This is a genomic window from Rhizobium terrae (genome assembly GCF_003425685.1).
GTDB classification, from domain to species: domain Bacteria; phylum Pseudomonadota; class Alphaproteobacteria; order Rhizobiales; family Rhizobiaceae; genus Neorhizobium; species Neorhizobium terrae.
In genome coordinates this window covers 1-22,416 of record NZ_QJKM01000004.1, presented here as the reverse complement: position 1 = coordinate 22,416, position 22,416 = coordinate 1, and the positions used below count along the sequence as shown (strand labels likewise).

Sequence of the window (22,416 nt, the reverse complement as noted above, 5' to 3'; positions counted from 1 at the left end):
TCAGCAGACCGTGAGTTTCACACCATTGTCGTCCAGGTTGTTCTTCAGATCATCGCCCGGCATCTTGTCTGTCACCACGTGATTGATATCGCGCCAGGACGCGTAACGGGCCGGGAACAGCCGGTCTTGCTTGGAGTGGTCGGCAACGACGACGGTGCCTGCGGCGCGTGTCACCATGGCGCTATAGACCGCCCCGCATTCGAGAAGCGCATCGGAAGGCCCATCGGGACCGAGGCCGCTCGCGCCGAGAATGGCGAAATCGGCGTAGAAGGAATTGAGGAACGAAACCGTATGCGCGCCGACAGTCGCGCCCTCGGTGGCGTGATAATCCCCTGGCAACATGAGGACCTTGATGGTCGGATTGATCGCGAGCACGGTCGCAACGCCGAAGGAATGGGTGAGCACGGTGATGTTCTTCATCTCCACCGCAATGCGCCTGGCGGTGTGCACCGTGGTCGAACCGGAGCCTATCATCAGCACCTGAGCACCCTTCAGGATCTGCGCCGCCGCCTTGGCGATCCGCTCGCGCTCGGCGACGAAAAGAGTGTGGCGCTCGGTCACCGACGGTTCGGTGGAGAGAGAGCGCACGGCTCCGCCGTAGGTACGGTTGAGCAGGCCCTGTTCGGTCATCTCGTCGAGATCGCGGCGGATGGTCTCGGTCGAAACGTCGAGCCGTCGGGCAAGTTCCGCCACGCGCAGGCTCGGTGCCTGGTTGAGCTCGGTCAGGATGCGTTCTTGACGTACGCTCTTCGGTTTCTTCATCGCCGCTTGCTCCTCAGCATTCCACAGGTCTTTTCGGCCACCCATTCCAGTCCGCCGGCCAGAACCGCATCTTAGACCGCACCACCAGTACCCTGCCGACATCTGCATGAGGGCGGGCATAGGCCTGGCCTTCGTCGGAGACCGGGCGATGATCGAATGGATTTCGGGTGCGTTCATCGCGAGAGTTGTGTCAGGAACGACGAGGCCGAACAAGTATCATGCGTGTTCTATCCCCGCTCGTCTCAAGCCTCCGCCTGCGGCAGGTACGCGATCAACTCGTCCGTAGTCATCACGTTGGCATAGATCATATGGAGCCGCTCAAGTTCACTCACATGCAGTTTGATCGTGCCGGCAGCGCAGGCGTCGTCGACGACGATGACGTCGAAGCTCTCGTCGGCGAGACTGCGGACCGTCGAGGAGACGCACTGGTCGGTGAAGATGCCACAGCACACGACATGGGTGATGCCCATGTTGGCCAGCACAAGCCTGAGATTAGTGCCGGTCAACGCGCTGTCGGTGGTCTTGGTGACGACGATCTCGCCGTCGTGGGGGGCGATCTGCGGCAGGATCTGCGAGGCTTCCTCCTCCTTAGGCAGGAGAAGATTGTTCCAGCCCGGTTTCTTCTGGCTGAGCGAGCGGTCGCGGCCGTCTTTGCGCAGGCATGCGATGCGCGCGAAGAACACATCGAGACCGAGCGCGCGGAAGCGCTCCAGGAGGCGCTGGTTGTTGGGGATGACGGTGCCGTGCATCCGATCATGGAAAGGCGTCCAGGCGTGATAGCGGGCAAGGTCGTCCCCCGTGAGGGTCGCGGGATCCGGGCGATCGAGATAGGTGTTCTGCATGTCTATGACCAACAGCGCCACCTTGCCCCTTTCGAGCACCGGATCCTCGGGCTCCGGTGCGCCTTGATAGTAGAAGGACCGACGTTCGGTTTTCCAGCTCATGTGCCCGCCCTCATGCATCCGCCCGGCGACGGCGCACCAGCGTGATCGCAAGGCCCCCGGCAAGAAGCAGGACGGCGGCCGAAAGCGTACTCATCGTCCCGAGCGCCGGCACCATCGGCGAATAGCCGGCGACCATCTTCGAATAGAGCCATTTCGGGATCGTCGAGTCGACGCCGGCGGTATAGAGCGACAGTGGGAAATTGCCCCAGGAAAGCAGAAAGGCGAAGAGCGCGCCCGACCAGATGCCCGGCCAGAGGATCGGCAAGGTCACTTCGCGCAGGATGAACCAGCGGCTCGCGCCAAGGTCGCGGGCGGCCTCTTCGAGCGTCGGGTCGAAGGAATAGACCTGGATCGCGATCACCAGCGTCACGACCGGAACGATCCAGACGAGATGGGCGACGACGGCCGTCTGCCAACTCGGATTGATGCCGAGCGCGTTGAACCACAAGAGAAGGGCAAGCCCCAGCACCGGCTGCGGAAAGAAGACCGGCAAGAGGATCGCCTTCTGGAACAGCTTGCGTCCCCTCCAGTCGTAGCGGGCAAAGGCAAGCGCGCCAAAGAAGGCGAAGACCACCGAGACCAGAGTGACGATGAAGGCGATCAGCAGGGAGTTCTGCACCAGTGACTGGATTTCAAGCGACGCGAAGGTCTTGCCCCACCATTCGGTTGAGAAGATGCGGATCGGAAAGCCGAAATAACGTCCCTTCGACAGGCCGGCCAGCGCACCGCAGATGATCGGCAGGTAGATGACGAGAATGACAAACGCGGTCCAGACCTTCACGAAGGCGCGGGCGCGGATTTGCGAACGGGTTTCCATGTCTCACCTTTTGCCGAGAATGCGGTCGAGATCGAGCTTCGACAGGACGTAGAGCGCCAGCCCGCTGACGATGGCGACGAGCAGGAGAGCAAGTGCTGAGCCGAGCGGCCAGTTCTGCGCATAGGTGAAGGCAACCTCGATGTCCTGCGCGATGGTGATGACCGACTGGCCGCCAAGAATCTTGGATTCGGCGATGGCGCCGGCGCCGAGCACGAAGGTGAGCAACATGCCGACCAGGATACCGGGCATGGCGAGCGGCAACTCGATTTCACGCCAGATCATGAGCCGGCTTGCTCCGAGGTCGCGAGCCGCGTCGACCAGATCCTTGGGGATCATCGCAATACCCAGCGACATCGGGAATAACATGAAGGGAAGATAGACGTAGAGCATCCCGAACAGAATGGCGCCCGGGGTATAGAGCACTTCCGGACCGCCGGAAAAACCGAGCCATTTGAGCCCGCCGTCGAGTACGCCGTTTTTGATGAAGAATAACACCCAACCATAGAGCCGGACGTTTTCCGAGACGAACAGCGGAAAGACGAAGAGCACGCCGACGAGACCCGACCATTTGCCGAACATTCGGTTGAGGCCGTAGGCGATCGGATAAGCGATCACCGCCAGCAGCGCCACGGTTGCGGACGCATAGGCAAGCGACCAAGCAAACGACATCCACACCGTATTGGACGGATCGAATACGGCGGAGAAGTTGGCAAGCGTGAAAGAACGGAAAACCTCGAAGCTCTTCGGTGTGGCAAACGCATAGGCGGCCACCGTCAGCAGCGGTGCGAGAAATCCGAGGACCAAGAGGACGGCGACGGGCGCGGCGGCGCGAAGTCCGGCAGGGATGGCAGGCAGCAAGTTTCGTTCGCCGGCGGTTCCGGCGTGTGTCACGGCCGCCATGTCAACCTCCCACCACGATGGCGTCGGGGGCGTCCCAGCCGATGGTGACGCTGCCGCCTGACGACAGGCCGAGGACCGCTGCCCGTGCGGCTTCGACGAGATAGATCCGGCCACCGGAATGGACCTGATATTGCATGCGCGAACCGAGCGAGTATTCGTTGTAGATCTTGCCCGTGATCAGGTTGTCGGCGGTCGATGGGCCGGTGACGAAACGCATGGTCTCCGGTCGAACGATGACGGTTGCCGTGTCGCCGATCGCCTCGTCCGTCGGAGCGACGATAATTGATCGTCCATCGCCGAGGATCCAGCCGTCCCGACCGTCGCGCCTTACTTCGAAACTGTTCACTTCGCCGAAGAATTCCGCGACGAAGCGTGTCGCCGGCTTCGTGTAGATTTCCTCCGGCGTGCCGATCTGCACGAGGCGGCCGCGGCTCATCACCCCGACGCGATCGGACATGACCATGGCTTCCTCGAGCGAATGGGTGATGTAGACGAAGGTCTTTCCGCTCTCGCGGTGTAGGTCCTTCAGTTCTTTTTCCAGCGCCTTCTTCAGCTTGTAGTCGAGGGCTGACAGTGGTTCGTCGAAGAACAGCACATCGGGATCATAGGCAAAGGCGCGGGCGAGCGCGACGCGTTGTTTTTCACCGCCCGAGCAGCGCATCACGTTCTTGGCGTAATAATGTTCGGGCAGGCGCACCATGCGCATGAGTTCGAGCGCGCGCGCTTTGCGTTCGGCGGCGCCCATCTTACGGACCTTCAGCGGAAACTCGATGTTCTCGCCGACGGTCTTGTGGGGAAACAGGGCCAGCGACTGGAAGACAAGGCATGTCGGCCGCTTGTTGGCCGGTACGTCATTGATCAGTTCGCCGCGGAGCGTGATATAGCCTTCGGACGGCGATTCCATGCCGGCCAGCATGCGCAGGAGGGTCGTCTTGCCGGACCCGGAGGGTCCGACAATGGTGACGAATTCACCCTCCTTGATGTCGACATTGATGCCGTCGACGGCGGCGAAATCGCCGAAGATCTTGCGAACACCGACCAGTTGCAAAACCGGCGCCGTTGCCGGAAAGACTGCGTCGTCGGTTTTTGTGGTGGTGTCGGGCGGGGCGGGCGAGATCATCGCAAGGCTCATGTCGTTTGCTCCGTCAGAACAGGGCCGGCTCAGCCGCGCAGGCGCTTGGCCGCCGTCATCAGTTCCAGTGCCTTGTCGTAGTCGGGCACGATGTCATACTCGGCCGAACGGGACATGTCCTCCTCAAGGCTGTCCCACTGGATGGCTTCCAGTTCTTCCTTGGTGAAGCGTTCGAAGCATTTGGGGTTGCCCATCTGGCTGACCGGATTGAACGTGCCTTCAGCAAAGGCCACGGTATGGGCGACCTGCGGGTCCTGGACATATTTCAGGAATTCCACGGCAAGCGGCGAGAGCTCGGGATTGTTGACGGTCGAGGTGATCTCGATCCACGAAATGCCGCCCTTCCCATCGATCGGTCCCTTGAGCGGCGTGATTGCGCGGAGGTTCGGATAGCCGTCCGCCCGCGCCGGGGACACTGAATAGGTACCGCCGGTCATGTAGAGATCGATCTCGCCCGAGACGAGCGCCTGGTTGAGCGAAGCCATGTCGCCGACCATCTTGGCGCCCTTGAAGACCTTTTCGGCGGTTTTGGCAAAAGCCTTGAATTCCTCTTCCGTATGCTGCTTGAAAGGATTGATGCCGGCGACCAGGAAAATGTTGAAGACGTTCCAGTCGTCAGATTCTTGGATGCCATACTTGCCGGCGAGCGAGGCATCATTGAACAGGTTCCAGCCCTGTTCTTCGGCCGTCGCCTTGCTGATCTCGTCGGTGTTGATGACGAAGCTGTAGGGCCCGAAGCGCTGGGCCATGCCGAGGAGATCCTTGCCGTCGTCGCTCATCGCCCAGCGATAGGGCGCCTTGAACTCGGGCAGCATCGTGTCGAAGTAGGGCTCGAATTCGGCGCGTGGCAGCGGCTTGATCAGGCCGGCTGGCGCCATGATCTTGCGGGCCCAGGGATTGTTGACGTTGATGAGGTCCCAGATCTTGGTCTCGCCGGCCCGGAGCCGGTTGATCATGGTCGGATCGTTGGTCAGGCTCTCGGCCTTTACGGCGGCCGACTGGCTGGAACGGAAGGGATCCAGCACCTGCGCGGAATTGTAGCCTTCCCAGCAGAGGATGTTGAGCTCCTTCCCACGGGCCGCGAAGGCGCGGGTCGCGCTCGCGAGCGGTCCGGCGACGGCGGCCGCCCCCGCCATTTGCATCATGTTGCGCCTGGAGATTTTCATCATTGTCGTTCCCCTTGTCTGGCCGGCTTTATCGGCTCATGGATGTTTGATGTTGGAAGTGTGTCGCAAAAATGTGTAGTTTACAACATTTATTTCGTCGTTCATTGTGCGTTGCGCAATGACGCTTAGGGGATCTTCGGTGTCGTTTCCAATTTTGTCTTACCGGATGAAATCAGCACATTTGTACGCATTTGCCTTGCATTCCTTTTGTGCAGTCGGCGTGGCGATGTTTTGATCCGATGCTTGAAATTGGTGCAGGTGCGATCTCTTATTTGTGGAAACCACAACAATAAAGCGAGCAGGAAATGTTGAAGTCACTAAAGGGGAAAACAGTCATCGTGACCGGTGCAAGCCGGGGTATCGGCAAGGGCATCGCCTTGCGCTTCGGGGAGGCGGGACTGAATGTCGTGGTCGTGTCGCGCAGCCAGGGCGATGCCGATAAGGTGGCGGCCGGAATCGGTCCGAACGCATCAGGATTTGCCGCGGATGTCAGCACCGAAGAAGGCTGTGAGGCAATGGTCGAGGCAGCTGTCGCCCGCTATGGCGGAGTAGACGTGCTGTGCGTCAATGCCGGCATTTTTCCGGCTGCGAAGCTGGGCGAAATGACAGCCGGTGATTTCGACCACGTGATCTCCACCAATCTCAAGAGCACCTTTCTCAGCATCTCCGCCGTGCTGCCGGCGATGACCAGGGCCGGCTCGGGCCGCATCATCATCACCTCGTCGATCACGGGGCCCATCACCGGCTATCCGGGGTGGGCACATTATGGGGCGAGCAAGGCCGGCCAGCTCGGTTTCATGCGCACGGCCGCGATCGAACTGGCGCCGAAGAACATCACGGTCAATGCCGTGATGCCGGGCAACATCATGACGGAGGGCCTCGAGGGCAACGGCCCGGAATACATCGCCGCCATGGAGGCCTCCGTGCCGCTGCGCCGCCTGGGCACGCCGGCGGACATCGCCAACGCGGCGCTGTTCTTCGCGTCGGAGGAGGCCGCCTACATCACCGGCCAGTCGATCGTCGTCGATGGCGGCCAGATCCTGCCGGAATCGCTTGGTGCCCTGGAAGCGATGGGCTGAAGACGGAAGAAACCGGGCGAGAAGGTCGTCCGGTTTTTCTACCTGACTTCAGGCGCCTCGGCGCATCTTGAGAATGCTTTCCAGCGTGCCGGTAAAGAAGTCGGCATCTTCGTTGGAGAAACACAGCGGCGGACGGATCTTCAGCGTCGCGCCATACTCGCCGGCAGCCCCGATGAGGATGCCGTTCTGCTTCAGCTGGTTGATAGCAAGGGTCGCGAGCACTGTATCCGGCGTGCCGTCTTCCGGATCGACGAAATCGAGGCCGATGAACAGGCCTGCGCCACGGACCTCGCCGATTTCCGGATGGGACGCCCGCAAATCCGTGAGCGACCGCTTGAAATAGGCACCGACCGTACTCGCCCGCGCGACGAGTTCTTCCTCTTCGATCACTTGCAGGACGGCATGACCGGCTGCCGCCGCCACCGGGTTTCCGCCGAAGGTGTTGAAATAGCCCGTCTCTTCGCAGAACCTCTTGAGGAATTCCGGTCGGGTGACGACGCCGCCCATCGGAAAGCCGTTGCCCATCGGCTTGCCCATGGTGACGACGTCAGGCGTCAAGCCATGCCGCTCGAAGCCCCAGAGACCGCCGCCCGTGCGACCGAAGCCCGGCTGGACCTCATCGGCGATCAGCAGGCCGCCAGCGCGGTGCACGACATCGGTGGCAGCCTTCAGGAAGCCGGCGGGATCGGCATAGATACCGTCGCTCGAGAAGATCGTGTCGATGATCAGCGCGGCAAGGCCGATGCCGCGTGACTTCAGCTCTGCGATCGCTCCTTCGACCGATGCCGCGAAACTCTCCCCGACGCTCATGCCGTCGTGGGCCGACGGCGCCGGAACGACCGCCACGAAGGGCGCCGGCTTGCGCTTGCGCAACGAAGACGGCGAAATCTCGGTCACCAGCGTCGTGTTGCCATGATAGGCGGCCCTGGTAACGATGAAACCTTCCGCACCGGTCACGATGCGGGCAATCCGCATGGCCAGGTCGTTGCTCTCGCTGCCCGTGCAGGTCATCACGACATTGCTCAGGCTATCGGGAAACCGGGAGAGCAGTGTTTCGCTGTAGGCCTCGACGACGCGATTGAGGTAGCGCGTGTGGATGTTGAGCTCACCAACCTGGCGTGCAACGGCCTCGATCACCCGAGGGTGGCAGTGGCCGACAGACGGCACGTTATTGTAAACGTCGAGATACTTGCGGCCGTTGACGTCATACATGTAGGCGCCCTTGGCGCGCACCATCTCGATTGGCTGCTCGTAAAAGAGAACGGAGGAGGCGCCGAAGGTTGCCTGGCGCCTGGCGACCCGCTCGGCGAGATCCGGCGGAAAACCTTCCGTCCGTGTTGCATCGAAGCGGTTGAGGTCGAGGATTTCTTTGGTGGCGGTGCTCATCAGGACTTCCTCAACCGTGTTTTGCCAGATAGCGCTCGGCGAGCGCCACGGTGCCGTCGGTATAGGCCGTGCCCATGGATTGCGCCGTCGGCGTTTCCGCATGCGAGGCGATCCAGGCGGTGAGTTGCATGCGCCGGAGCATGATGAACATCGGCAGGGCCGCTTCATGTTCGGGATCGAGCGGTGCGACGCGCCGGTAGCCCTCCAGCCATGCCGCCATCAATTGCGGAATGAACGGCTCATGCTCCATGAAGCTGATCGCGGCGGCGAAGTCATAGGTAAACCAGGAGAGGCCGCAATCATCGAAATCGATGACGCCCAGCCGGTCGCCCTCGACCAGCAGGTTGGCGGCACGCATGTCGCAATGAACGAGGCCGAACCGATCGGCGCCATAGCCATACGCCCGGGTCTGCTTTTCCAGCAGCGCGTGGGTCCGCTCCAGAACCTTCTTGCCGTCCGGTGTCAGGCCTAGGGCGGCGCGCCAGTCGCCCCAATAGGCGCCATCGCCGAGGATCCGGTCGAAGTTCCAGGTCTTCCGGATGAAACGGTCCGGGTGAGTCCACTGGCGGCTATGCTGGTGCAGGCGAGCATTGATTTCGCCAAGTGCTCCGTACCACTTCGCCAGGTCGAGATCCGCATCCGGTTCCTTGCCGCTCATGAATTCGAAGGCGACTGCATGGCGAACCGTTTCGCCATCGGAGAACCTCTGAAGGAGGCTGCCATCTCCGGTTGGGATCGGCCGGGGCGTGGGGACCACCCCATCCCGCCGGAGCGCTTCGATCCAGGCAAGCTCCGATAGGATTTCCGCCTCCGAATGATAATCGGGTCGGTGGACTCGAATGATCAGCTTTCGGTCAGGGGTTTCTTCATGAACGAGGAACGTCGCGTTTTCCGAAATTGTCAGAAGCCTGACGTTTGCATGGGCCGATACGCCCCAGACCGGGCAGAGCGCGCTGACGGCTGTGGAAAGCCGGGTTAGGAAATCTGCGTCGTACAACACTTTGACATTCCGATCGGTGGGTAGTTTTGCAATTCCAACAATAAAAATGTTGGAATTGCAACATAAATCGTGTGCGCCTCGGTCATCCTTGCGGTTGTCCAAGCGGAAAGCAGGGCGGAGTTGGATACGTTCGTTACGACCGGATGCGAGCGCTTGTGGTCGCGACCAGCATCATCATTGACCCTTTTTCCATATGACGACCGAAAACAGCCGGGTCATCGAAGGCAGGTGACGATCTTGCTCTTGCCTTCGGAAAGACCCCCGCCTTGGCCTCGGTAATGCCAAGCTCCCGGGCAACGGCCTGGGCTGCCGTCTCGTTGTCGCCGGTCAGCATCACCACCCGGATGCCTTCGGCGACGAGCTGCCACACGGCTTCCGGCGTGGTTGCCTTGATGGGGTCGGCGATGGCGAAGAGCCTGGCCAAAACGCCATCGGCAGCCATGGAGATCACGGTCACCCCTTCATTGCGCAGTTCCTGAGCTTTCGATGCCATGCCGGACACATCGAAATGGGCTTCGCCCAAGGTCAAATGCCATTCTGGCGTTCGTGTGCGTGCCGACGAACTCCCACCTCGCAATTGCTCAGCCGCTGAGGATCCGTAATAGTGACCTCATCCGTTATATCCGGCGGCCACGAGGTTCTGGGGCAGGCAGATCCTTTACTAATGGCGGTAACCGATCCGCCATACTGGCTATCGTGAACGACTGGAAGCCGGCTTCTTGGACGACGATTATATCAATAAGAACCATGACGATCAGCCGCGCTGATAAAGCCGCCGCCAGCGTACTGCGCGGGTTCCTGAAAAGAGCAGGCGTTTGCAAAGCCTATTACGCAAGGTGTACCCTGCTTTCGTGCACGGTTGCGATAGGTCTGGACCGCCAGCACGGCAGTTGTTATCTGCAAGACTTGTTGAGATGGCGAATACATCGCTGAAACACCGCAGACACCAAGGCTTCTTACAGTGAAAAAAGTCCAACGTAGTTTTGCCGTCGAGTACAGGTCTGGCCGGCGAAAATCCGACTCCAAGCCAAACTCCATCTGGGGAGACATCGATCTCAAGTCCATTGCGCAAGATGTACAGAACGAGGCAATGCTGTTTCTGCAGGGAAGGGCTCAAGAAAGCGAAACCGTCGAGGAAGTCGTATTACCGGGGGAAGAACAGGCGCAGCCATTGTTGACACTACCAATCGGGCAGCAGACAACTGCATCGGATTTACAGGAGAGCAACATGGCCGACGAAAATGACATGATGACTGATGCTGGCGCTGAAATCGCAGCAGTACCGGTAGCAAAAAAACAGCGTAAACCTCGCGCGAAAAAGGCGGCCGCTGAAGCGCAGCCGGCCGAAGTTACGGCGGAACCAGTGGCGGCTTCAAACGTCCCAGCTGTGAAGCAGAGGAGGAGACGTAAGGCCAAGTCTGATGTGGGTGTGACGAATGCGAAGCGTGTGCCTGTCAAACGTGCTTCGAAGACTGCACCGACGGCGACTGCTCCCTCGACGGCGGCGATGGATGAGATGGCGGATCTGCTGCAGCTGGAAGAGGAAAACCGGAGACTGCGCAAGCTTCTGGCCGAGAAGCTCCGGGCTGAAAATGCCGATCTGCGGAAGCGACTGAACCTCGACTGACCTGCGGTCAAGCGCTGGCCGCTTTCTTATGTTTTCTGGCGATGTGCATTTTGGCGGCGGCCACTTCTGCCGCCAATGCTTGAACCTGCAGCCTGCATGCGGGGTGGAATAAGAGGTCGAAGCAATGGCGTCTCCCTGGAAGTTCCTGGCCCGGTTGGTGTCGCCGCGACGGCAGCAGAGGCAAGAAAACGGTTCTACCGACGACGTGACGCCGGAACTGTTGGCTGCCGTCAAGCCGTCTGAAACGGCTGGCGAGGAAAGCGAGAACGCCGCAGATCGTCTGGCAGGCGAAGAGCTGCAAGCGCAAGATCAAGCCGATGCGAGGTTAGCAGATCCTCAGCATTTCGAGGCCACAAGCAGCGTTCAGAGCACAACAGATATTGAAAACACCGGCTTCGTGGAGGCCGATGATCTGGCTCACTCTCACGCCACAAATGCTGCTCTTCTCGCTCCGAAGCTGTCGCCGACTGGCGAAGAGGCGACCCCGAAATCGAGCAGACGAGGCAAGAGCATCAAGTCGCTTGAAGCCGTTCCGCAACCCTTTCCAAGCATTCTCGCTGTTTCTGACGATGCGCTGAGCCTTGATGAAGAGATCAGGTCGCTCCGGAATGAGTTGGTAAGCAAGCTTCAACTGCAAAACGCACAACTGAAGAGGATGCTGGAGCGTTTCGAACGCTGAACATGCGATGTTCTATGTCCATCCGCTGGCGTGGCTCAGGCCATCACAGCCATTGCAAGAATTGCCATGGAAACCTTGAAATCAAAAAATTCGACATGGAGTGGCCGACTTCGGGCGATACCGCGCGCACGCTTTCTTTTGACGACCTCGAGGAACAACCAACGGTATCTTCTTCTTTAGAAAACGCATGAACCATAGACTGGCGGGAGGCGCCTATTCGGCCCCATCGCCTGATCAGGCAGGGTTCGCCGAGCAGCGTTTCCAAGATCGCTACGGTATAAAACCGTGCTATGCTGTTGAGGGAATCGGTTCGTTCGTGATGTTTTGCCACGAGGCACAAGGGTTCCCACACAACCAACACTGGGAATGCTACGATGCCTGTCTTTCCAGCTTTTCCCTGCAGATCTGCTCGACGAGACCCTGGAGCACCTGGATACGTTCTATCAGCCAGCGCAGCTCTTCCTCGGTGATCTCGTAATGCGGAGAGTAGCGGGCATCGACATAAGCCCGATCGAGCCGCTCGAAGCATCGCCGGGCGAACTTGGTATCCCGCGGCCATGCCTCGATCAGCCGTGGCTCAAGTCTTTCCGCAGATGAGCGCAGTGATTTCAAGCGGTGCGATTTCGGGCTGTAGAGGGTGAGGACGAGGAGAATGCAGTGGTAGGCTTCTTCGGTCGCCTGATGAAGCATAAAAGAACCATGCCGCCAAATGTCCCTCTCGAGAGCAAGTTTGGCTACTTCAAGTGCCTGCTGCGATAGCCGAAACCACTCTCCGAAATATTCTTTTGCCTCTTCCCGCGCCTCCTCTTCGCTGAGCGGCTTCGGCGCCACAAACGGATGCCCTTCCTTCTCATAGAGGATGATGCCATCACGGATGATGTCGATGAAGAAAGGCCGTCCGCGGGCCAATTGGTCGTTCACGTCCTGCAGCGTGTGAACGATGACGTTGACCGGCGTCTCAATCGTCTTTGTTACCAATAGCTCGCGCAGAAAATGATCGGAGACGTCGTGCCAGAGCTCGTTTTCTTCCCCGACACTATGCATGTTGACGACGACGAGAATATCGTAATCGGAGCGATAACCGCTCTTATGATCCTCCACCCAGCCGCCGCGGCTATACGAACCGAACAGGATGACCTTGAGGATCCGCCCCGCCTTCTGTTTTTCCGAAAGCTTTGACTGCTGCGCGGCATCGAACTCCTCAAAAATGATCTTCAAGGCGCGCGAAAGCTCCCGACGCTTGCGGTCGGGAAGATGGTTCAAGGCTTCATTGTCAGTCACGCCACCGCTCGTGTCCATTCGTCGTGCCGTATCCTTCCAAAAAGCACTGCTCGCAAACCAGTGCCTGACATGCCCGTCAATCATCATCCTCGGTTTGGTCCGTCAAGGATATACAACCGGACGACCAAGCCCGCCAGCTGGTTGAAGATCCGGCGGCCGCGTTGGAATACTGCGCGGCCCGTTGCGCCAGATCGGTCGAATCGGATTTCAGCGTGTGATTTCTGGCCGTTTATCTGACATCGGGCAACTTTGCTCCGGTACCGTCGACAAAGTCGCGTCGAGATAGTGTCTCAGGATCTGGAATTTTGGTTAACGTGCCGAGGGCAACCCTTTCCCCCGGCTTCGCAATTCGCAAGATCAGCCTTGCGAGTTTCAGGTCGTTTTCGGCGTGCGGCTGCGATCGCATCCTTCATGTTCTGGGCGGTACCGCGGGCATATGGTTCGAACCTTATCAAGAGCCGGCTATGACAGCTTTGTACCCCCATGCACGGTCAGCCGCGCCCAGCCGACGCAAGCAAGCAGCGGACAGTCGGCTTCGCGGTCATGAACGAGGCATCGGCGTGGCAGTTAAGGAATATCTTCTGCGCGCCCTGTCTCACGTCGCCCGCTCAGGGTCCGGCTCTTGCATCGTATCGTCGCTGGGCTTCCTCGATGTCGTCGAGGTGATGGATTGCCCAGTCGTAGACCGCGCCAAAGGGAGCTTGCAGCGTGCGCCCCAGGTTGGTGATCGAATACTCGACGGCGACTGGCGACGTGTCGATCACCCGGCGCGCGATCAATCCGTTGCGTTCGAGTCGTCGCAGGGCCTGGGTCAGCGCCTTATGAGTGATCCCTTCCAATCGGCGCATCAACGCGTTGAAGCGCGTCGGTCGCTCGGAGAGGATGGTTAGGATCATAACTGACCATTTGTTGGCAACCTGGTCAAAGAAAGATCGCGCCGCGCAATCGGCGAAATAGACGATATCCACGTCCTCAGGTCGGGTCCTTGGCATTCCCATATCCTCGCGTATATCTACGCACCTCGAAGTGCATAGTTGATCGTAGATATCCATAATATATCTATACACCTCCAGGCTATCAATTCCAATCGGCGCTTCCCTGGCGCGTCCGGTGGAATGCAAAGGAGGCGCTCATGCAAAACGAAGGTCTTGAATTTTCCCGGCGCAAGCTGCTGGGGCTGATGGGGGCAACAACGGCCACCGCCGCAATCGATGCCGGCACTGCGATTGCGGCGGCGGCAGTCGCGCAAGATCGCCGAACCGCAAAGCTATTCTTCACTGACGTGGGTAATGGCCCCGACGTCATGCTGCTCCACGGGTGGACCTGTGATTCGCATGACTGGAGCTGGCAGCTGCCGGTGTTTGAGAGCAAGTACCGCGTGGTGGCCCCCGACCTGCGGGGGCACGGCAGGTCCGAAGTCATGCCCTCGGGGGCATATAGCCCCGCCGATTATGTTGCGGATATCGAGGCGTTGACGCTCGCTGGTTACCGGGGACGCAAGTTCGTCCTCGTCGGGCATTCGATGGGTGCTCAGATTGCGGCGCGGCTCGCGGCAAAGAGGCCGGACCTTATCCGCGCCGTCGTATCGATCGACGGTGCGCTCGGCTTCGATACCGCGGCAGCGCAGCTCTTCCGCAAGGTCGCTCAGGACCTTGACCTCGGCGATCCCGACACGGTGGTTCCCGCACTGTTCGCCGGGGCCTACGACTCCGCCACGGCCCCCGCCTTCAAGCGCTGGCACGCACGACGAGTCGAGGGCATGCCCAGACATGTCCTGCGCGAGTCCTTTGGTCCACTCTTCACGGGACCCGATCAGGTCGGCGTGGAGGAGGCGAGCGCTGGATTTTGCCAGCGACTGACAATCCCGTTCTACCATCTGTGCCGGGACCCGGCCCAGGCCAACCGCATGCGGCCATGGTTCTCGCACCCCAAGTCGAAGGTAGACGCTTGGACCGGAGCGGGGCACTGGATCATGCTCGACCGCAAAGACGATGTGAACGCTGCGGTGACAGCATGGATAGACGCGTTATAGATTCAAGGCTTTGATCTGGCCGCGACTCTCGCCACGATGTCGGGAGATTGGTACGCTGTTCTCAGTTGGCAACTTCCGCAACCGTTAGGCAGGCTCAGATGGAAAGCCGTCCCTTCACGATCCAGGTATCCGATGAAGCCAGAGAAGACCTGCACCGTCGCTTGCGGAATGGTCATTGGCCCGGTTCGATCCAGCGCGCGTCGTGCGCCACGGCGTTGGGGCTGCGCTGCCCGCCTGGTTGGTTCTAGGATCGAACGCGGGTGATCTCCTCGAAAATTGCACTTGTCAATGAATGCAGTTTAGAGAAATCTCCGCTGGTTTCCGGGAGGACGACCATGGCCGAGACTATTCACACGCCTAAGCAGGCAGGTCGCCGCGAGTGGGTTGGCCTGTGCGTTCTGTCGATCGCGTGCCTGGTTTACTCGATGGACCTGTCGGTGCTATTCCTCGCCGTGCCCGCGATCGTTGCGGACCTCGATCCGTCCGCATCGCAACTGCTCTGGATAAACGACATCTACGGCTTCATGGTCGCGGGATTTCTCGTGACCATGGGGACGCTGGGAGATCGGATCGGGCGCCGGCGGGTATTGCTGATGGGCGCCTTTGCGTTCGGCTTGGCCTCCGCCCTCGCGGCATTCTCCGCGACCGCTGGGCAGCTCATTATGGCAAGGGCTGTGCTTGGCATTGCCGGTGCGACGATCGCGCCATCCACGCTGTCGCTCATCGTTAATCTTTTCAAGAACGAGGCGGAGCGAAACAGGGCGATTGGCATCTGGGGCACGGCCTTTGCGTTGGGTGGTCTCGTCGGCCCGCTCATCGGCGGAATTCTGTTACAGTACTTCCACTGGGGATCGGTGTTCCTGATCAACGTACCTGTGATGCTCTTGCTTCTGGCCGTCGCCCCGTTTCTGCTGCCGGAATACAGGAATAACGATGCTGGCCGACTGGACCTGCCGAGTGTGGTGCTTTCGCTTGCAACAGTCCTGCCGATCATTTACGGCGTCAAACATATGGCTGCCGACGGCTTCCAGCTTGCCCAACTCATCCCTATCGGCTTTGGGCTTTTGATCGGCGTTCTGTTTGTTCGGCGCCAGCGGCGCCTCACCGACCCGTTGGTCGACCTCGCGCTCTTTCGGGTGCCGGCCTTCACGGCATCGCTGATGGTAAACCTCGCCGGTGTCTTCTTCGTCTTTGGCGTCTTTCTGTTTCAGAACCTCTTCCTTCAGCTTGTGCTTGGTCTGTCGCCACTGGAAGCTGCGCTTTGGTCTGTGCCATCGGCCTTCGTCTTCGCAGTGATGTCCTTCCAGGCCTATCGGTTCACCAATCGCTTCGGACCGGTTAGAACCGTGCTCGGCGGACTTTTGGTCAATGCAGCGGGAGCCGCCGCCATGGCTGTCGCCGCTTACGCAGAAAGCCTTTTCGGAATCCTTGGCTCCAGCATGATCATCGGCTTCGGCTTCGTCCCTGTTGTTCTCACCACGACCGGCTTGATCGTGGGGACCGCACCGCCCGAACGCGCAGGCTCGGCTTCGGCGATATCCGAGACGAGTGCAGAATTTGGGGGTGCATTGGGCATCGCGGTGCTGGGCAGTCTGGCGACCTTGATCTATCGAATAGCGATGAACCGCGCCGACCTTAGCAGCCTCAATCCCGTACAAGCCGAGGCTGTTTCTGCAACTCTTGCCGGCGCGGTCGAAACAGCTCAAACAATACCGGGTTCGGCTTCAGCTGTCTGGCTGGACACGGCGAAAAGCGGCTTCTCGCTGGGCTTTGCCGTATGCTGCGTCATTGCGACGGTGACGCTCTTCCTTCTCGCGATCATCGTAAGGCGGGTATATGCCACAGCCGACATCGATGAGGGCCCTTTGTCCCCTCATTGAGGCTGGTCTCCTCAACTGATCTGTACATGCTCTGTCGAATGCGACGAGGCGGCGTCTGTTGAGCGCCAGCGCATCTCTAATCTCTAGAATATGTTCGCGCGTGAGAGCCCCCAGCGGCGCCATTACGTTGCTGATGCGCCAACACCAGACGTAACGAGCAGTCAGTCGGAGAGCGATCGGCGCTAAAGGTTTGCCTTTAGGAAATCCCTCATTGTCTGGGGTGCGCGTCCCAATATCCTGGCAAGTACCGGATCGGTGGCTGCGAATTCTCCCGCACGGGCCGCGCGGTAATATCCCAGCATTACGGCGACTGTCCCCTGATGCGCGCCTGCTGCATATGCTCTGGCTTTCACAGTCTCCTCGCTCACAATCGTTCTTGAGACGGGCCTGCCCAGAAGCTCTCCGGCTACTTCCGCAAGACCGGCAAGGTCCAGGGTCTCGCTTCCCGTCAGGGGCGGCGTCTGCCCGTCGATATCCGCCCTCCCGGCCAGCAGCGCGGCGTCCGCAGCAGCGAGGTCATCGTGGGTCACCCATGCAACCGGGCCATCTTCCGGTCCTTCCAGAGAACCGGCCTCGAAGCCGCGCTTGTTCATCATCAGCGCACTTTCGGCATAAAAGCCGTGCCGTATAGCAGTCCAGGCCAATCCTGACCGTGCCAGCATCTCTTCGGTCGCTGCGTGGCATCTGCCGGGTGGAAATTGAGAACTCGCCGCGCTCGATACCTGGCTGGTGTAGAAGATGCGCTCGACGCCGATTTCTCGCGCTACACGGATGGCAGTCGCGTGCTGCTCCAACGGGTCGCCACCTGTTGCGGCGGTATTGGAGGAAACAAGGAGAAGTCGCCTGGCACCTGCCCAGGCGTGGCGCAGGCCCTCGGCATCGCTAAAATCGCCTTGCCGCACACGCACGCCCCGAGCCTCGATATCTGCCACCTTCGACGGGTCACGGACGCTGGCCCCAATGCTTGTGGCAGGCACGTGAAGCAAAAGGTTTTCGATGATCTTGCGGCCGAGTTTGCCGGAAGCGCCCGTGACGATGAACATTGCATATTTCCCTTTGTCGACGCACCCGCCGGATAGCGAGTACGGGAGGAACTTAATTGGTACTCCTTTCGTTGATAATCCGCTCGATTTCGAATAGCCTGTTCTGCATGAAGAACAATGTGTCGCCGAACGATCTCCAGGTATTTCTCACCGTGTTGAACGAGGGCGGCTTCCGCGCAGCGGCGAAGCGGCTGGGCATTGCGCCTTCGAAAGTCAGCACCACGGTTTCGCGGATCGAGAAGCAACTCGGCGTGCCGCTTCTCTTGCGTACCACCCGAAGTCTCCGGGCCACGGATCAAGGTCACACGCTGGCGGAACGCATTCAGCCCCTGATGACCGAAATCGAAGTAGCTTGTTTCGAGGCGGCGAATTCGGCGGACCAGATAAAGGGCTACTTGAGACTCAATGTTCCGGGTGCGGTTGTTCCGGACATCCTCCCGCCGCTGATCGTTGAATTGCAGCGAAGGCACCCGAAGGTACAGGTGGAGATAGTGGTGGAGAACAACCTCGTCGACATCATCGCGGCGGGATGCGATGCAGGCATCCGTTATGGCGATTCCATCCAAAAGGATATGATTTCCCTCCCGATCGGTCCTCGCCTGCAGCAGATTGCACTTGCCGCGTCGCCCTCCTATGTGAAGCAGCACGGACTGCCTAGAGACCCGCTGGAGCTGACCGAGCATCGTGCGATCAGATATCGACTGCCCGACGGGATGCTCATTCCCTGGTCGTTGCGGCGTGGGGACGAAACGGCAAACATAGTAGAGCTTACGACCTCCCTTGTTCTAAGCGTCAACGCGTTGAACACGGGATTGAGCTATGTGCGAGCAGGACTGGGCATCGTCGGCACTTTCCGCAACTGGCTTGAAAGCGACTTCAGGGCCGGGACGCTTATTCCTGTACTGCCCGATTGGTGGGCTGAGCTGGAGGGCCCCCGGCTGTATTATCCGAGCCGTTTCACTTCCTCGGCGCTACGCGCGTTTATCGACGTCTGCCGCAGCGAAGCCACGACGGTTTGAATCGCGACGCCGCGTCCGCTTCGGGCAAACAGCGGAATCGCATTCCGCTTGGCTCCTGCGGAGCGTTTATTCGGGCTCACATGGAGAATGACCGGATTGGGGCCGATGGCTGGCCTGGCCCGTCCTCCCCTAACATTGTCCAATACCTATCTCATTTTACCGCTGCACCGGAAGCTCACCAAGTTGTTGGACGACTGAAGGGTCCATGACCACAAGGAACATCAACGCGCCCGCGGGGGCAAAGGCATTGGCAAGGCTAATTCCGAACAACGCCCTTGGTCCGCCACCATCGACAATCCAGTAGCGAAAGCTCGGAGTTGTCGATGACTTCATCTCGCCAACGAACTGTTTTGTCTCGAACTTTGCGAGAAGGGTTTCTTCCTGAAAACTGCCACCGCCCATTCCCAAAACCATACAACCCTTCGCAGGTTTTTCCAGCAGCGTGCCCTCACTCACTTCTAGCAGAAAATCGTTCGGTGATTTCTTGCCCGGCGTTCCGACTTCCCAAAAAGTCTTGCTGATTGGTTCCATCATCGGCACGCTCGCCGGGCTGAGCGAATCGGTGCTGGTCGAAGTCCGGAAGGGATGATACGGCGACATATCGATATTCTTGAAATCGGGAAACTGCGCGAGGCAGGTTTTCATAAACACCTCGGCGACCCTACCTTGCGCCGCTGCCGGCGATGCCAAAAGAGCCAGAACAAGACATGCCGCAAGATGACCCTCCACCGGAACCTCCTTCGCTTCTATCCGTGTAGTGCTGGCACTATTCCCGAAAGTCGGCGCAGACACCAACTGCCGCGGGGCCCCTGGATCGAACCTCTCTCACACAAACGCCCCATTCTATTTCTCGGGGACAAAGTCGGTATCTGTTAGCGTCATGGCTGAGAGATCCACGTTCATCCCCCGCGCGTCTGGGGGAAAAGGCTGCAGCCGTCTTACGTTTAAGCTCGGCATTACCTCTGCTCTGTTCCATTGCCGCGGCAATTAAGGTTGCTTGAATCAGCAAGCTTCCGGCCATCTCCTGTTTTGCAGTATTTCTGCGCCACGTGGGTTAGCTACTGTTCGGGAAATCTGCTGCGGCCTCATCGAATAGCCAGTCGCGGAATGCCTTGACGTTCCTGTACCGTAAAGCGCGCTCCGGATAAACGTCATGGTAGCTCCATCTCGACTTTAGAGCAAGGTCGAACGGACGAACCAGACGACCTGCAGCCAGATCGGCAGAGATAGCACGCGCCTGCCTAGAAGGATGCCTTCGCCGTGGACGGCCGCTTCTACGGCGTACGCTGCGGACTCGAACCTTACGCCGCCTGTGTGGTCAATTTCATCGAGCCCAGAGGCCTGAAGCCATGTCGCCCATCCCATGCGAAAATTGTCGTGGATCAGCCTGTGGTGCCTTAGATCTCCAGGCGTACTCAGAGGGGGTATCCCTCGCAACAGTTCCGGATTGCAAACGGGAGAGACGTCTTCTTCCATGAGGAGCTCTGAGACCGCCTTATCATAGCGGCCCCCACCATAACGGATCGCAACATCTACTCCAACTCAGATGAAGTCTGTGAGTGTGCCCGATGTGGAGAGGCGAACATCTATGTCGGCGTGAGCGCGGTGAAAACTTGGAGCCGGGTACCAGCCATCGGTCCGCGAAACCATCCAACGTGCCGACATTGAGGAAACCCGAGAGTTTTGCCGCCGACGCAGTCGCTCATCGACGGAAGAGCAACAAAGATAACGCAACTGTAGTATTAGGCTGATCGTCCGCCATTCATGCCTGTATCTCGACACCCGCTATGAGGAACATCTGGGATAAATCTCGACAGCTGCCACTTGGCAATAGGTGAAACGATGCCTCATCTTGACATTCAGCCTTCTTGCAGACGGGGTAGGACAAACAGCCACGGCGATCTCATTTCATTGGGGAGGGTGGTCATTGTTGGGAACCGCATGCGGAGACTTGCGCTTGGGATCTACTCTTGGGAGGAGGGGGAACATTGAAGATCATGTACCGACTTCGACCGGTGATTGGCGTCGTCACGCTGACCGTCGCAACGGTGATTTCAGCATTCTGGATCAGGACGAGCCTCGGGACGTGCGAGACGCTGGATCGATGGCTTGGCAGGAGCGCCTGCGTTGCGAAATATACGATCCGGGACCTTCGCCCTCTTGGATTTGCAACCATGGTGCAGGCTCCCGACTATACGCTACGTGTCTTCGGCTATAGTGGCGAGAAGAGCCCACTGGTACCTACCCAGATTGCTTTCGATCTCACAACCGGGGTGGAGAAAGACCGGAAACCGCTTCCGTTCGCCCAGATGGCCTATCGTGCCATCCCGGCTCTTGCCGGCGATCGAGTGGCTGTGATCTGCCTGAGCAGTGACGCCTGTGATCAGCGGCAGCCTCAAGGCTACATCCTTTCATCGGATAACGGTGCCGTTCTGGAGGAGCTTCCTCTCGCCAACGCCTTGAGCTGGACCTTTCCGGACGAAGATCGGACAGTTGTCCGTCTCGATGCCGCCGTACTGGCGAACCGCAACATCGCGGCCTATCCCGACCCTGGAACGGGCGGGATCATTTTGCGGAAGTTTCCAGAGGCTGTGGAGACTGAGCGGCTTGCACCGGAAGATGCGGGGCAGGTTCCCGCCATCGCTACGGCTTTCGCTGTCCGGGCTTCCCTCAGCGGCCGTTACATTGCAGTCATCAACAGCGCGACCGGAGATCGCGATATCGGCACTAGGCTGGATATCTGGGATGTGGACGCTAAGAAAATGATCAACCGGATCATCACAGATTCTGACCACCGGTTGGACACGAACGCGATTTGGTCAAGGGACGAGCGGGATCTGATAGCGTTTCGCAGTTTTACCGACAGCGATCCCAATGAAGGGGCCGATCTGTATGTTCTGAAGCTGCGGGATTGAAGGCGTGTGGTTCAAACGTCGTCGGCGCGATGGCGATGGTAAGAAGCTGAAGACGGCCGTTTTTACCAACATGGCAAGCGGCCTATTCTGCCTCGATTGTCGCGATCGCTCAGGCGAGCCACCAGTCGTGTTCATCGACCTCGATTATGACATCAATGAAAAAGGCGCGGTCACGCTCGTCGCCGCAAGCTACACCGTGGCCCTCGATAAGCTGCAATAGGTCCGCGGGCAGTATCGTAATTTAGCGGGAGCCGCTTTTCCCGAGGAACGCCTAAGCGCTCGCATCCTGTAGTTCGAGCGTGCCTCGCGATTGGGCCGTCGGAGACACTCTCTCAATCACTGCCTTATCCGGATGGATGCGTATTCCGATGAAGCCGGCCATCGATTCCGATTTGAAGCCGGCCAGTCATTCCGATTTCATTCCGGCCGGCGTTCCGATTTGAAGGCGGCCATTTCTCGGACTGATCCTGGGTCTGTTTGATGTTTGGATCGGGTTTTGTTTCCGGTCAAGCGTGCGGTGTTTCAGGCACTATGGGCGAGCGCTGTTTTCGCATGCTTTCACCGGCGAGATCGATGCGATAGGCGTTGTGCACGAGGCGGTCCAATATGGCATCGGCGAGCGTGGGGTTTGCGATAATTTCCCACCAGCGATCCAGCGGTACCTGACTGGTGACGATCGTCGATCGCCGCTCATAGCGATCTTCGATAATCTCGAGGAGATCGCGTCGCTGGTCATCGTTGAGTTTTTCCGGTC

At 59.3% G+C, this 22,416-nt stretch carries 24 protein-coding genes; 8 read left to right on the top strand and 16 right to left on the bottom strand.

Going from position 1 to position 22,416, the window contains the following annotated elements; translation table 11 throughout:
* From DMO26_RS08060 to DMO26_RS08035, 6 genes are all read right to left on the bottom strand, one after another.
* Entirely contained in the window at window positions 1–762 is a 762-nt protein-coding gene (locus DMO26_RS08060) for a DeoR/GlpR family DNA-binding transcription regulator (protein WP_117191530.1), read from the bottom strand.
* 242 nt (window positions 763–1,004) lie between these two features.
* Window positions 1,005–1,706, bottom strand: a complete 702-nt coding sequence (locus DMO26_RS08055; protein ID WP_117191529.1) for a cysteine hydrolase family protein — start codon at window positions 1,704–1,706, stop codon at window positions 1,005–1,007.
* Window positions 1,707–1,716: 10 nt separating this feature from the next.
* Window positions 1,717–2,523, bottom strand: a complete 807-nt coding sequence (locus DMO26_RS08050; RefSeq protein ID WP_117191528.1) for an ABC transporter permease — start codon at window positions 2,521–2,523, stop codon at window positions 1,717–1,719.
* A 3-nt stretch (window positions 2,524–2,526) separates the two neighbouring features.
* Entirely contained in the window at window positions 2,527–3,423 is an 897-nt protein-coding gene (locus tag DMO26_RS08045) for an ABC transporter permease (protein ID WP_117191527.1), read from the bottom strand.
* Window position 3,424: 1 nt separating this feature from the next.
* On the bottom strand, window positions 3,425–4,555 hold the full coding sequence (locus DMO26_RS08040; protein ID WP_117191526.1) for an ABC transporter ATP-binding protein: 1,131 nt from the start codon (window positions 4,553–4,555) through the stop codon (window positions 3,425–3,427).
* Window positions 4,556–4,584: 29 nt separating this feature from the next.
* Window positions 4,585–5,724, bottom strand: a complete 1,140-nt coding sequence (locus DMO26_RS08035) for an ABC transporter substrate-binding protein (RefSeq protein WP_117191525.1) — start codon at window positions 5,722–5,724, stop codon at window positions 4,585–4,587.
* A gap of 302 nt (window positions 5,725–6,026) precedes the next feature.
* Between DMO26_RS08035 and fabG the strand changes: the two genes are divergently transcribed.
* On the top strand, window positions 6,027–6,800 hold the full coding sequence (gene fabG / locus DMO26_RS08030) for a 3-oxoacyl-ACP reductase FabG (protein WP_117191524.1): 774 nt from the start codon (window positions 6,027–6,029) through the stop codon (window positions 6,798–6,800).
* 48 nt (window positions 6,801–6,848) lie between these two features.
* Here fabG and DMO26_RS08025 read toward each other — a convergent pair whose 3' ends face one another.
* The 3 genes from DMO26_RS08025 to DMO26_RS08015 form a co-directional block, all read right to left on the bottom strand.
* Window positions 6,849–8,186, bottom strand: a complete 1,338-nt coding sequence (locus DMO26_RS08025; protein ID WP_117191523.1) for an aspartate aminotransferase family protein — start codon at window positions 8,184–8,186, stop codon at window positions 6,849–6,851.
* 10 nt (window positions 8,187–8,196) lie between these two features.
* Window positions 8,197–9,186, bottom strand: coding sequence for a phosphotransferase enzyme family protein (locus DMO26_RS08020; protein WP_117191522.1), 990 nt, complete (start codon window positions 9,184–9,186; stop codon window positions 8,197–8,199).
* Window positions 9,187–9,319: 133 nt separating this feature from the next.
* Entirely contained in the window at window positions 9,320–9,679 is a 360-nt protein-coding gene (locus DMO26_RS08015; RefSeq protein ID WP_319025395.1) for an HAD family hydrolase, read from the bottom strand.
* Between the two features lie 468 nt (window positions 9,680–10,147).
* Here DMO26_RS08015 and DMO26_RS08010 point away from each other — a divergent pair, with 468 nt between their 5' ends.
* A complete protein-coding gene (locus tag DMO26_RS08010) occupies window positions 10,148–10,813 on the top strand; it encodes a transcriptional regulator (RefSeq protein WP_117191521.1) in 666 nt (221 codons plus the stop codon).
* Window positions 10,814–10,937: 124 nt separating this feature from the next.
* Entirely contained in the window at window positions 10,938–11,492 is a 555-nt protein-coding gene (locus tag DMO26_RS08005) for a hypothetical protein (RefSeq protein WP_117191520.1), read from the top strand.
* 43 nt (window positions 11,493–11,535) lie between these two features.
* Here the strand turns inward: DMO26_RS08005 and DMO26_RS08000 are convergent, their stop codons facing one another.
* The 3 genes from DMO26_RS08000 to DMO26_RS07990 form a co-directional block, all read right to left on the bottom strand.
* Window positions 11,536–11,823 (bottom strand): WGR domain-containing protein, encoded by a 288-nt coding sequence (locus DMO26_RS08000; RefSeq protein ID WP_226951232.1) that lies wholly within the window; start codon window positions 11,821–11,823, stop codon window positions 11,536–11,538.
* Window positions 11,824–11,861: 38 nt separating this feature from the next.
* Window positions 11,862–12,791, bottom strand: a complete 930-nt coding sequence (locus DMO26_RS07995) for a HEPN domain-containing protein (protein WP_117191519.1) — start codon at window positions 12,789–12,791, stop codon at window positions 11,862–11,864.
* 590 nt (window positions 12,792–13,381) lie between these two features.
* A complete protein-coding gene (locus tag DMO26_RS07990) occupies window positions 13,382–13,765 on the bottom strand; it encodes a winged helix-turn-helix transcriptional regulator (RefSeq protein ID WP_162894766.1) in 384 nt (127 codons plus the stop codon).
* Between the two features lie 140 nt (window positions 13,766–13,905).
* On the opposite strand from DMO26_RS07990, the gene DMO26_RS07985 reads away from it, so the two are divergent.
* Entirely contained in the window at window positions 13,906–14,805 is a 900-nt protein-coding gene (locus DMO26_RS07985) for an alpha/beta fold hydrolase (protein ID WP_117191518.1), read from the top strand.
* A 335-nt stretch (window positions 14,806–15,140) separates the two neighbouring features.
* Window positions 15,141–16,685, top strand: a complete 1,545-nt coding sequence (locus DMO26_RS07980; RefSeq protein WP_117191517.1) for an MFS transporter — start codon at window positions 15,141–15,143, stop codon at window positions 16,683–16,685.
* A 182-nt stretch (window positions 16,686–16,867) separates the two neighbouring features.
* Here DMO26_RS07980 and DMO26_RS07975 read toward each other — a convergent pair whose 3' ends face one another.
* On the bottom strand, window positions 16,868–17,728 hold the full coding sequence (locus DMO26_RS07975) for an NAD(P)H-binding protein (protein WP_117191516.1): 861 nt from the start codon (window positions 17,726–17,728) through the stop codon (window positions 16,868–16,870).
* Window positions 17,729–17,784: 56 nt separating this feature from the next.
* Here DMO26_RS07975 and DMO26_RS07970 point away from each other — a divergent pair, with 56 nt between their 5' ends.
* On the top strand, window positions 17,785–18,747 hold the full coding sequence (locus DMO26_RS07970) for a LysR family transcriptional regulator (protein ID WP_226951231.1): 963 nt from the start codon (window positions 17,785–17,787) through the stop codon (window positions 18,745–18,747).
* A gap of 156 nt (window positions 18,748–18,903) precedes the next feature.
* Here the strand turns inward: DMO26_RS07970 and DMO26_RS07965 are convergent, their stop codons facing one another.
* Window positions 18,904–19,476 (bottom strand): hypothetical protein, encoded by a 573-nt coding sequence (locus DMO26_RS07965; RefSeq protein WP_205421187.1) that lies wholly within the window; start codon window positions 19,474–19,476, stop codon window positions 18,904–18,906.
* 444 nt (window positions 19,477–19,920) lie between these two features.
* A complete protein-coding gene (locus DMO26_RS34345) occupies window positions 19,921–20,223 on the bottom strand; it encodes a LysR family transcriptional regulator (RefSeq protein ID WP_264319350.1) in 303 nt (100 codons plus the stop codon).
* A gap of 512 nt (window positions 20,224–20,735) precedes the next feature.
* Here DMO26_RS34345 and DMO26_RS07955 point away from each other — a divergent pair.
* The gene (locus DMO26_RS07955; RefSeq protein ID WP_117191515.1) at window positions 20,736–21,662 is read left to right on the top strand and encodes a hypothetical protein; all 927 of its coding nucleotides are present in this window, start codon (window positions 20,736–20,738) and stop codon (window positions 21,660–21,662) included.
* A 4-nt stretch (window positions 21,663–21,666) separates the two neighbouring features.
* The gene (locus DMO26_RS07950; RefSeq protein WP_117191514.1) at window positions 21,667–21,882 is read left to right on the top strand and encodes an SMI1/KNR4 family protein; all 216 of its coding nucleotides are present in this window, start codon (window positions 21,667–21,669) and stop codon (window positions 21,880–21,882) included.
* Between the two features lie 286 nt (window positions 21,883–22,168).
* On the opposite strand, the gene DMO26_RS07945 is transcribed toward DMO26_RS07950, so the two are convergent.
* Window positions 22,169–22,416 (bottom strand): ATP-binding protein (locus tag DMO26_RS07945; RefSeq protein WP_162894765.1); only part of this gene is annotated, 248 nt, incomplete at its 5' end.

Excerpts from the sequence above, each read along its gene's own strand:
- DMO26_RS08060 (WP_117191530.1), bottom strand. The coding sequence starts at position 762 with ATGAAGAAACCGAAGAGCGTACGTCAAGAACGCATCCTGACCGAGCTC.
- DMO26_RS08055 (WP_117191529.1), bottom strand. The coding sequence starts at position 1,706 with ATGAGCTGGAAAACCGAACGTCGGTCCTTCTACTATCAAGGCGCACCG.
- DMO26_RS08050 (WP_117191528.1), bottom strand. The coding sequence starts at position 2,523 with ATGGAAACCCGTTCGCAAATCCGCGCCCGCGCCTTCGTGAAGGTCTGG.
- DMO26_RS08045 (WP_117191527.1), bottom strand. The coding sequence starts at position 3,423 with ATGGCGGCCGTGACACACGCCGGAACCGCCGGCGAACGAAACTTGCTG.
- DMO26_RS08040 (WP_117191526.1), bottom strand. The coding sequence starts at position 4,555 with ATGAGCCTTGCGATGATCTCGCCCGCCCCGCCCGACACCACCACAAAA.
- DMO26_RS08035 (WP_117191525.1), bottom strand. The coding sequence starts at position 5,724 with ATGATGAAAATCTCCAGGCGCAACATGATGCAAATGGCGGGGGCGGCC.
- fabG (WP_117191524.1), top strand. The coding sequence starts at position 6,027 with ATGTTGAAGTCACTAAAGGGGAAAACAGTCATCGTGACCGGTGCAAGC.
- DMO26_RS08025 (WP_117191523.1), bottom strand. The coding sequence starts at position 8,186 with ATGAGCACCGCCACCAAAGAAATCCTCGACCTCAACCGCTTCGATGCA.
- DMO26_RS08015 (WP_319025395.1), bottom strand. The coding sequence starts at position 9,679 with ATGGCATCGAAAGCTCAGGAACTGCGCAATGAAGGGGTGACCGTGATC.
- DMO26_RS08005 (WP_117191520.1), top strand. The coding sequence starts at position 10,938 with ATGGCGTCTCCCTGGAAGTTCCTGGCCCGGTTGGTGTCGCCGCGACGG.
- DMO26_RS07995 (WP_117191519.1), bottom strand. The coding sequence starts at position 12,791 with ATGGACACGAGCGGTGGCGTGACTGACAATGAAGCCTTGAACCATCTT.
- DMO26_RS07990 (WP_162894766.1), bottom strand. The coding sequence starts at position 13,765 with ATGCCAAGGACCCGACCTGAGGACGTGGATATCGTCTATTTCGCCGAT.
- DMO26_RS07985 (WP_117191518.1), top strand. The coding sequence starts at position 13,906 with ATGCAAAACGAAGGTCTTGAATTTTCCCGGCGCAAGCTGCTGGGGCTG.
- DMO26_RS07980 (WP_117191517.1), top strand. The coding sequence starts at position 15,141 with ATGGCCGAGACTATTCACACGCCTAAGCAGGCAGGTCGCCGCGAGTGG.
- DMO26_RS07975 (WP_117191516.1), bottom strand. The coding sequence starts at position 17,728 with ATGTTCATCGTCACGGGCGCTTCCGGCAAACTCGGCCGCAAGATCATC.
- DMO26_RS34345 (WP_264319350.1), bottom strand. The coding sequence starts at position 20,223 with ATGGAAGAAGACGTCTCTCCCGTTTGCAATCCGGAACTGTTGCGAGGG.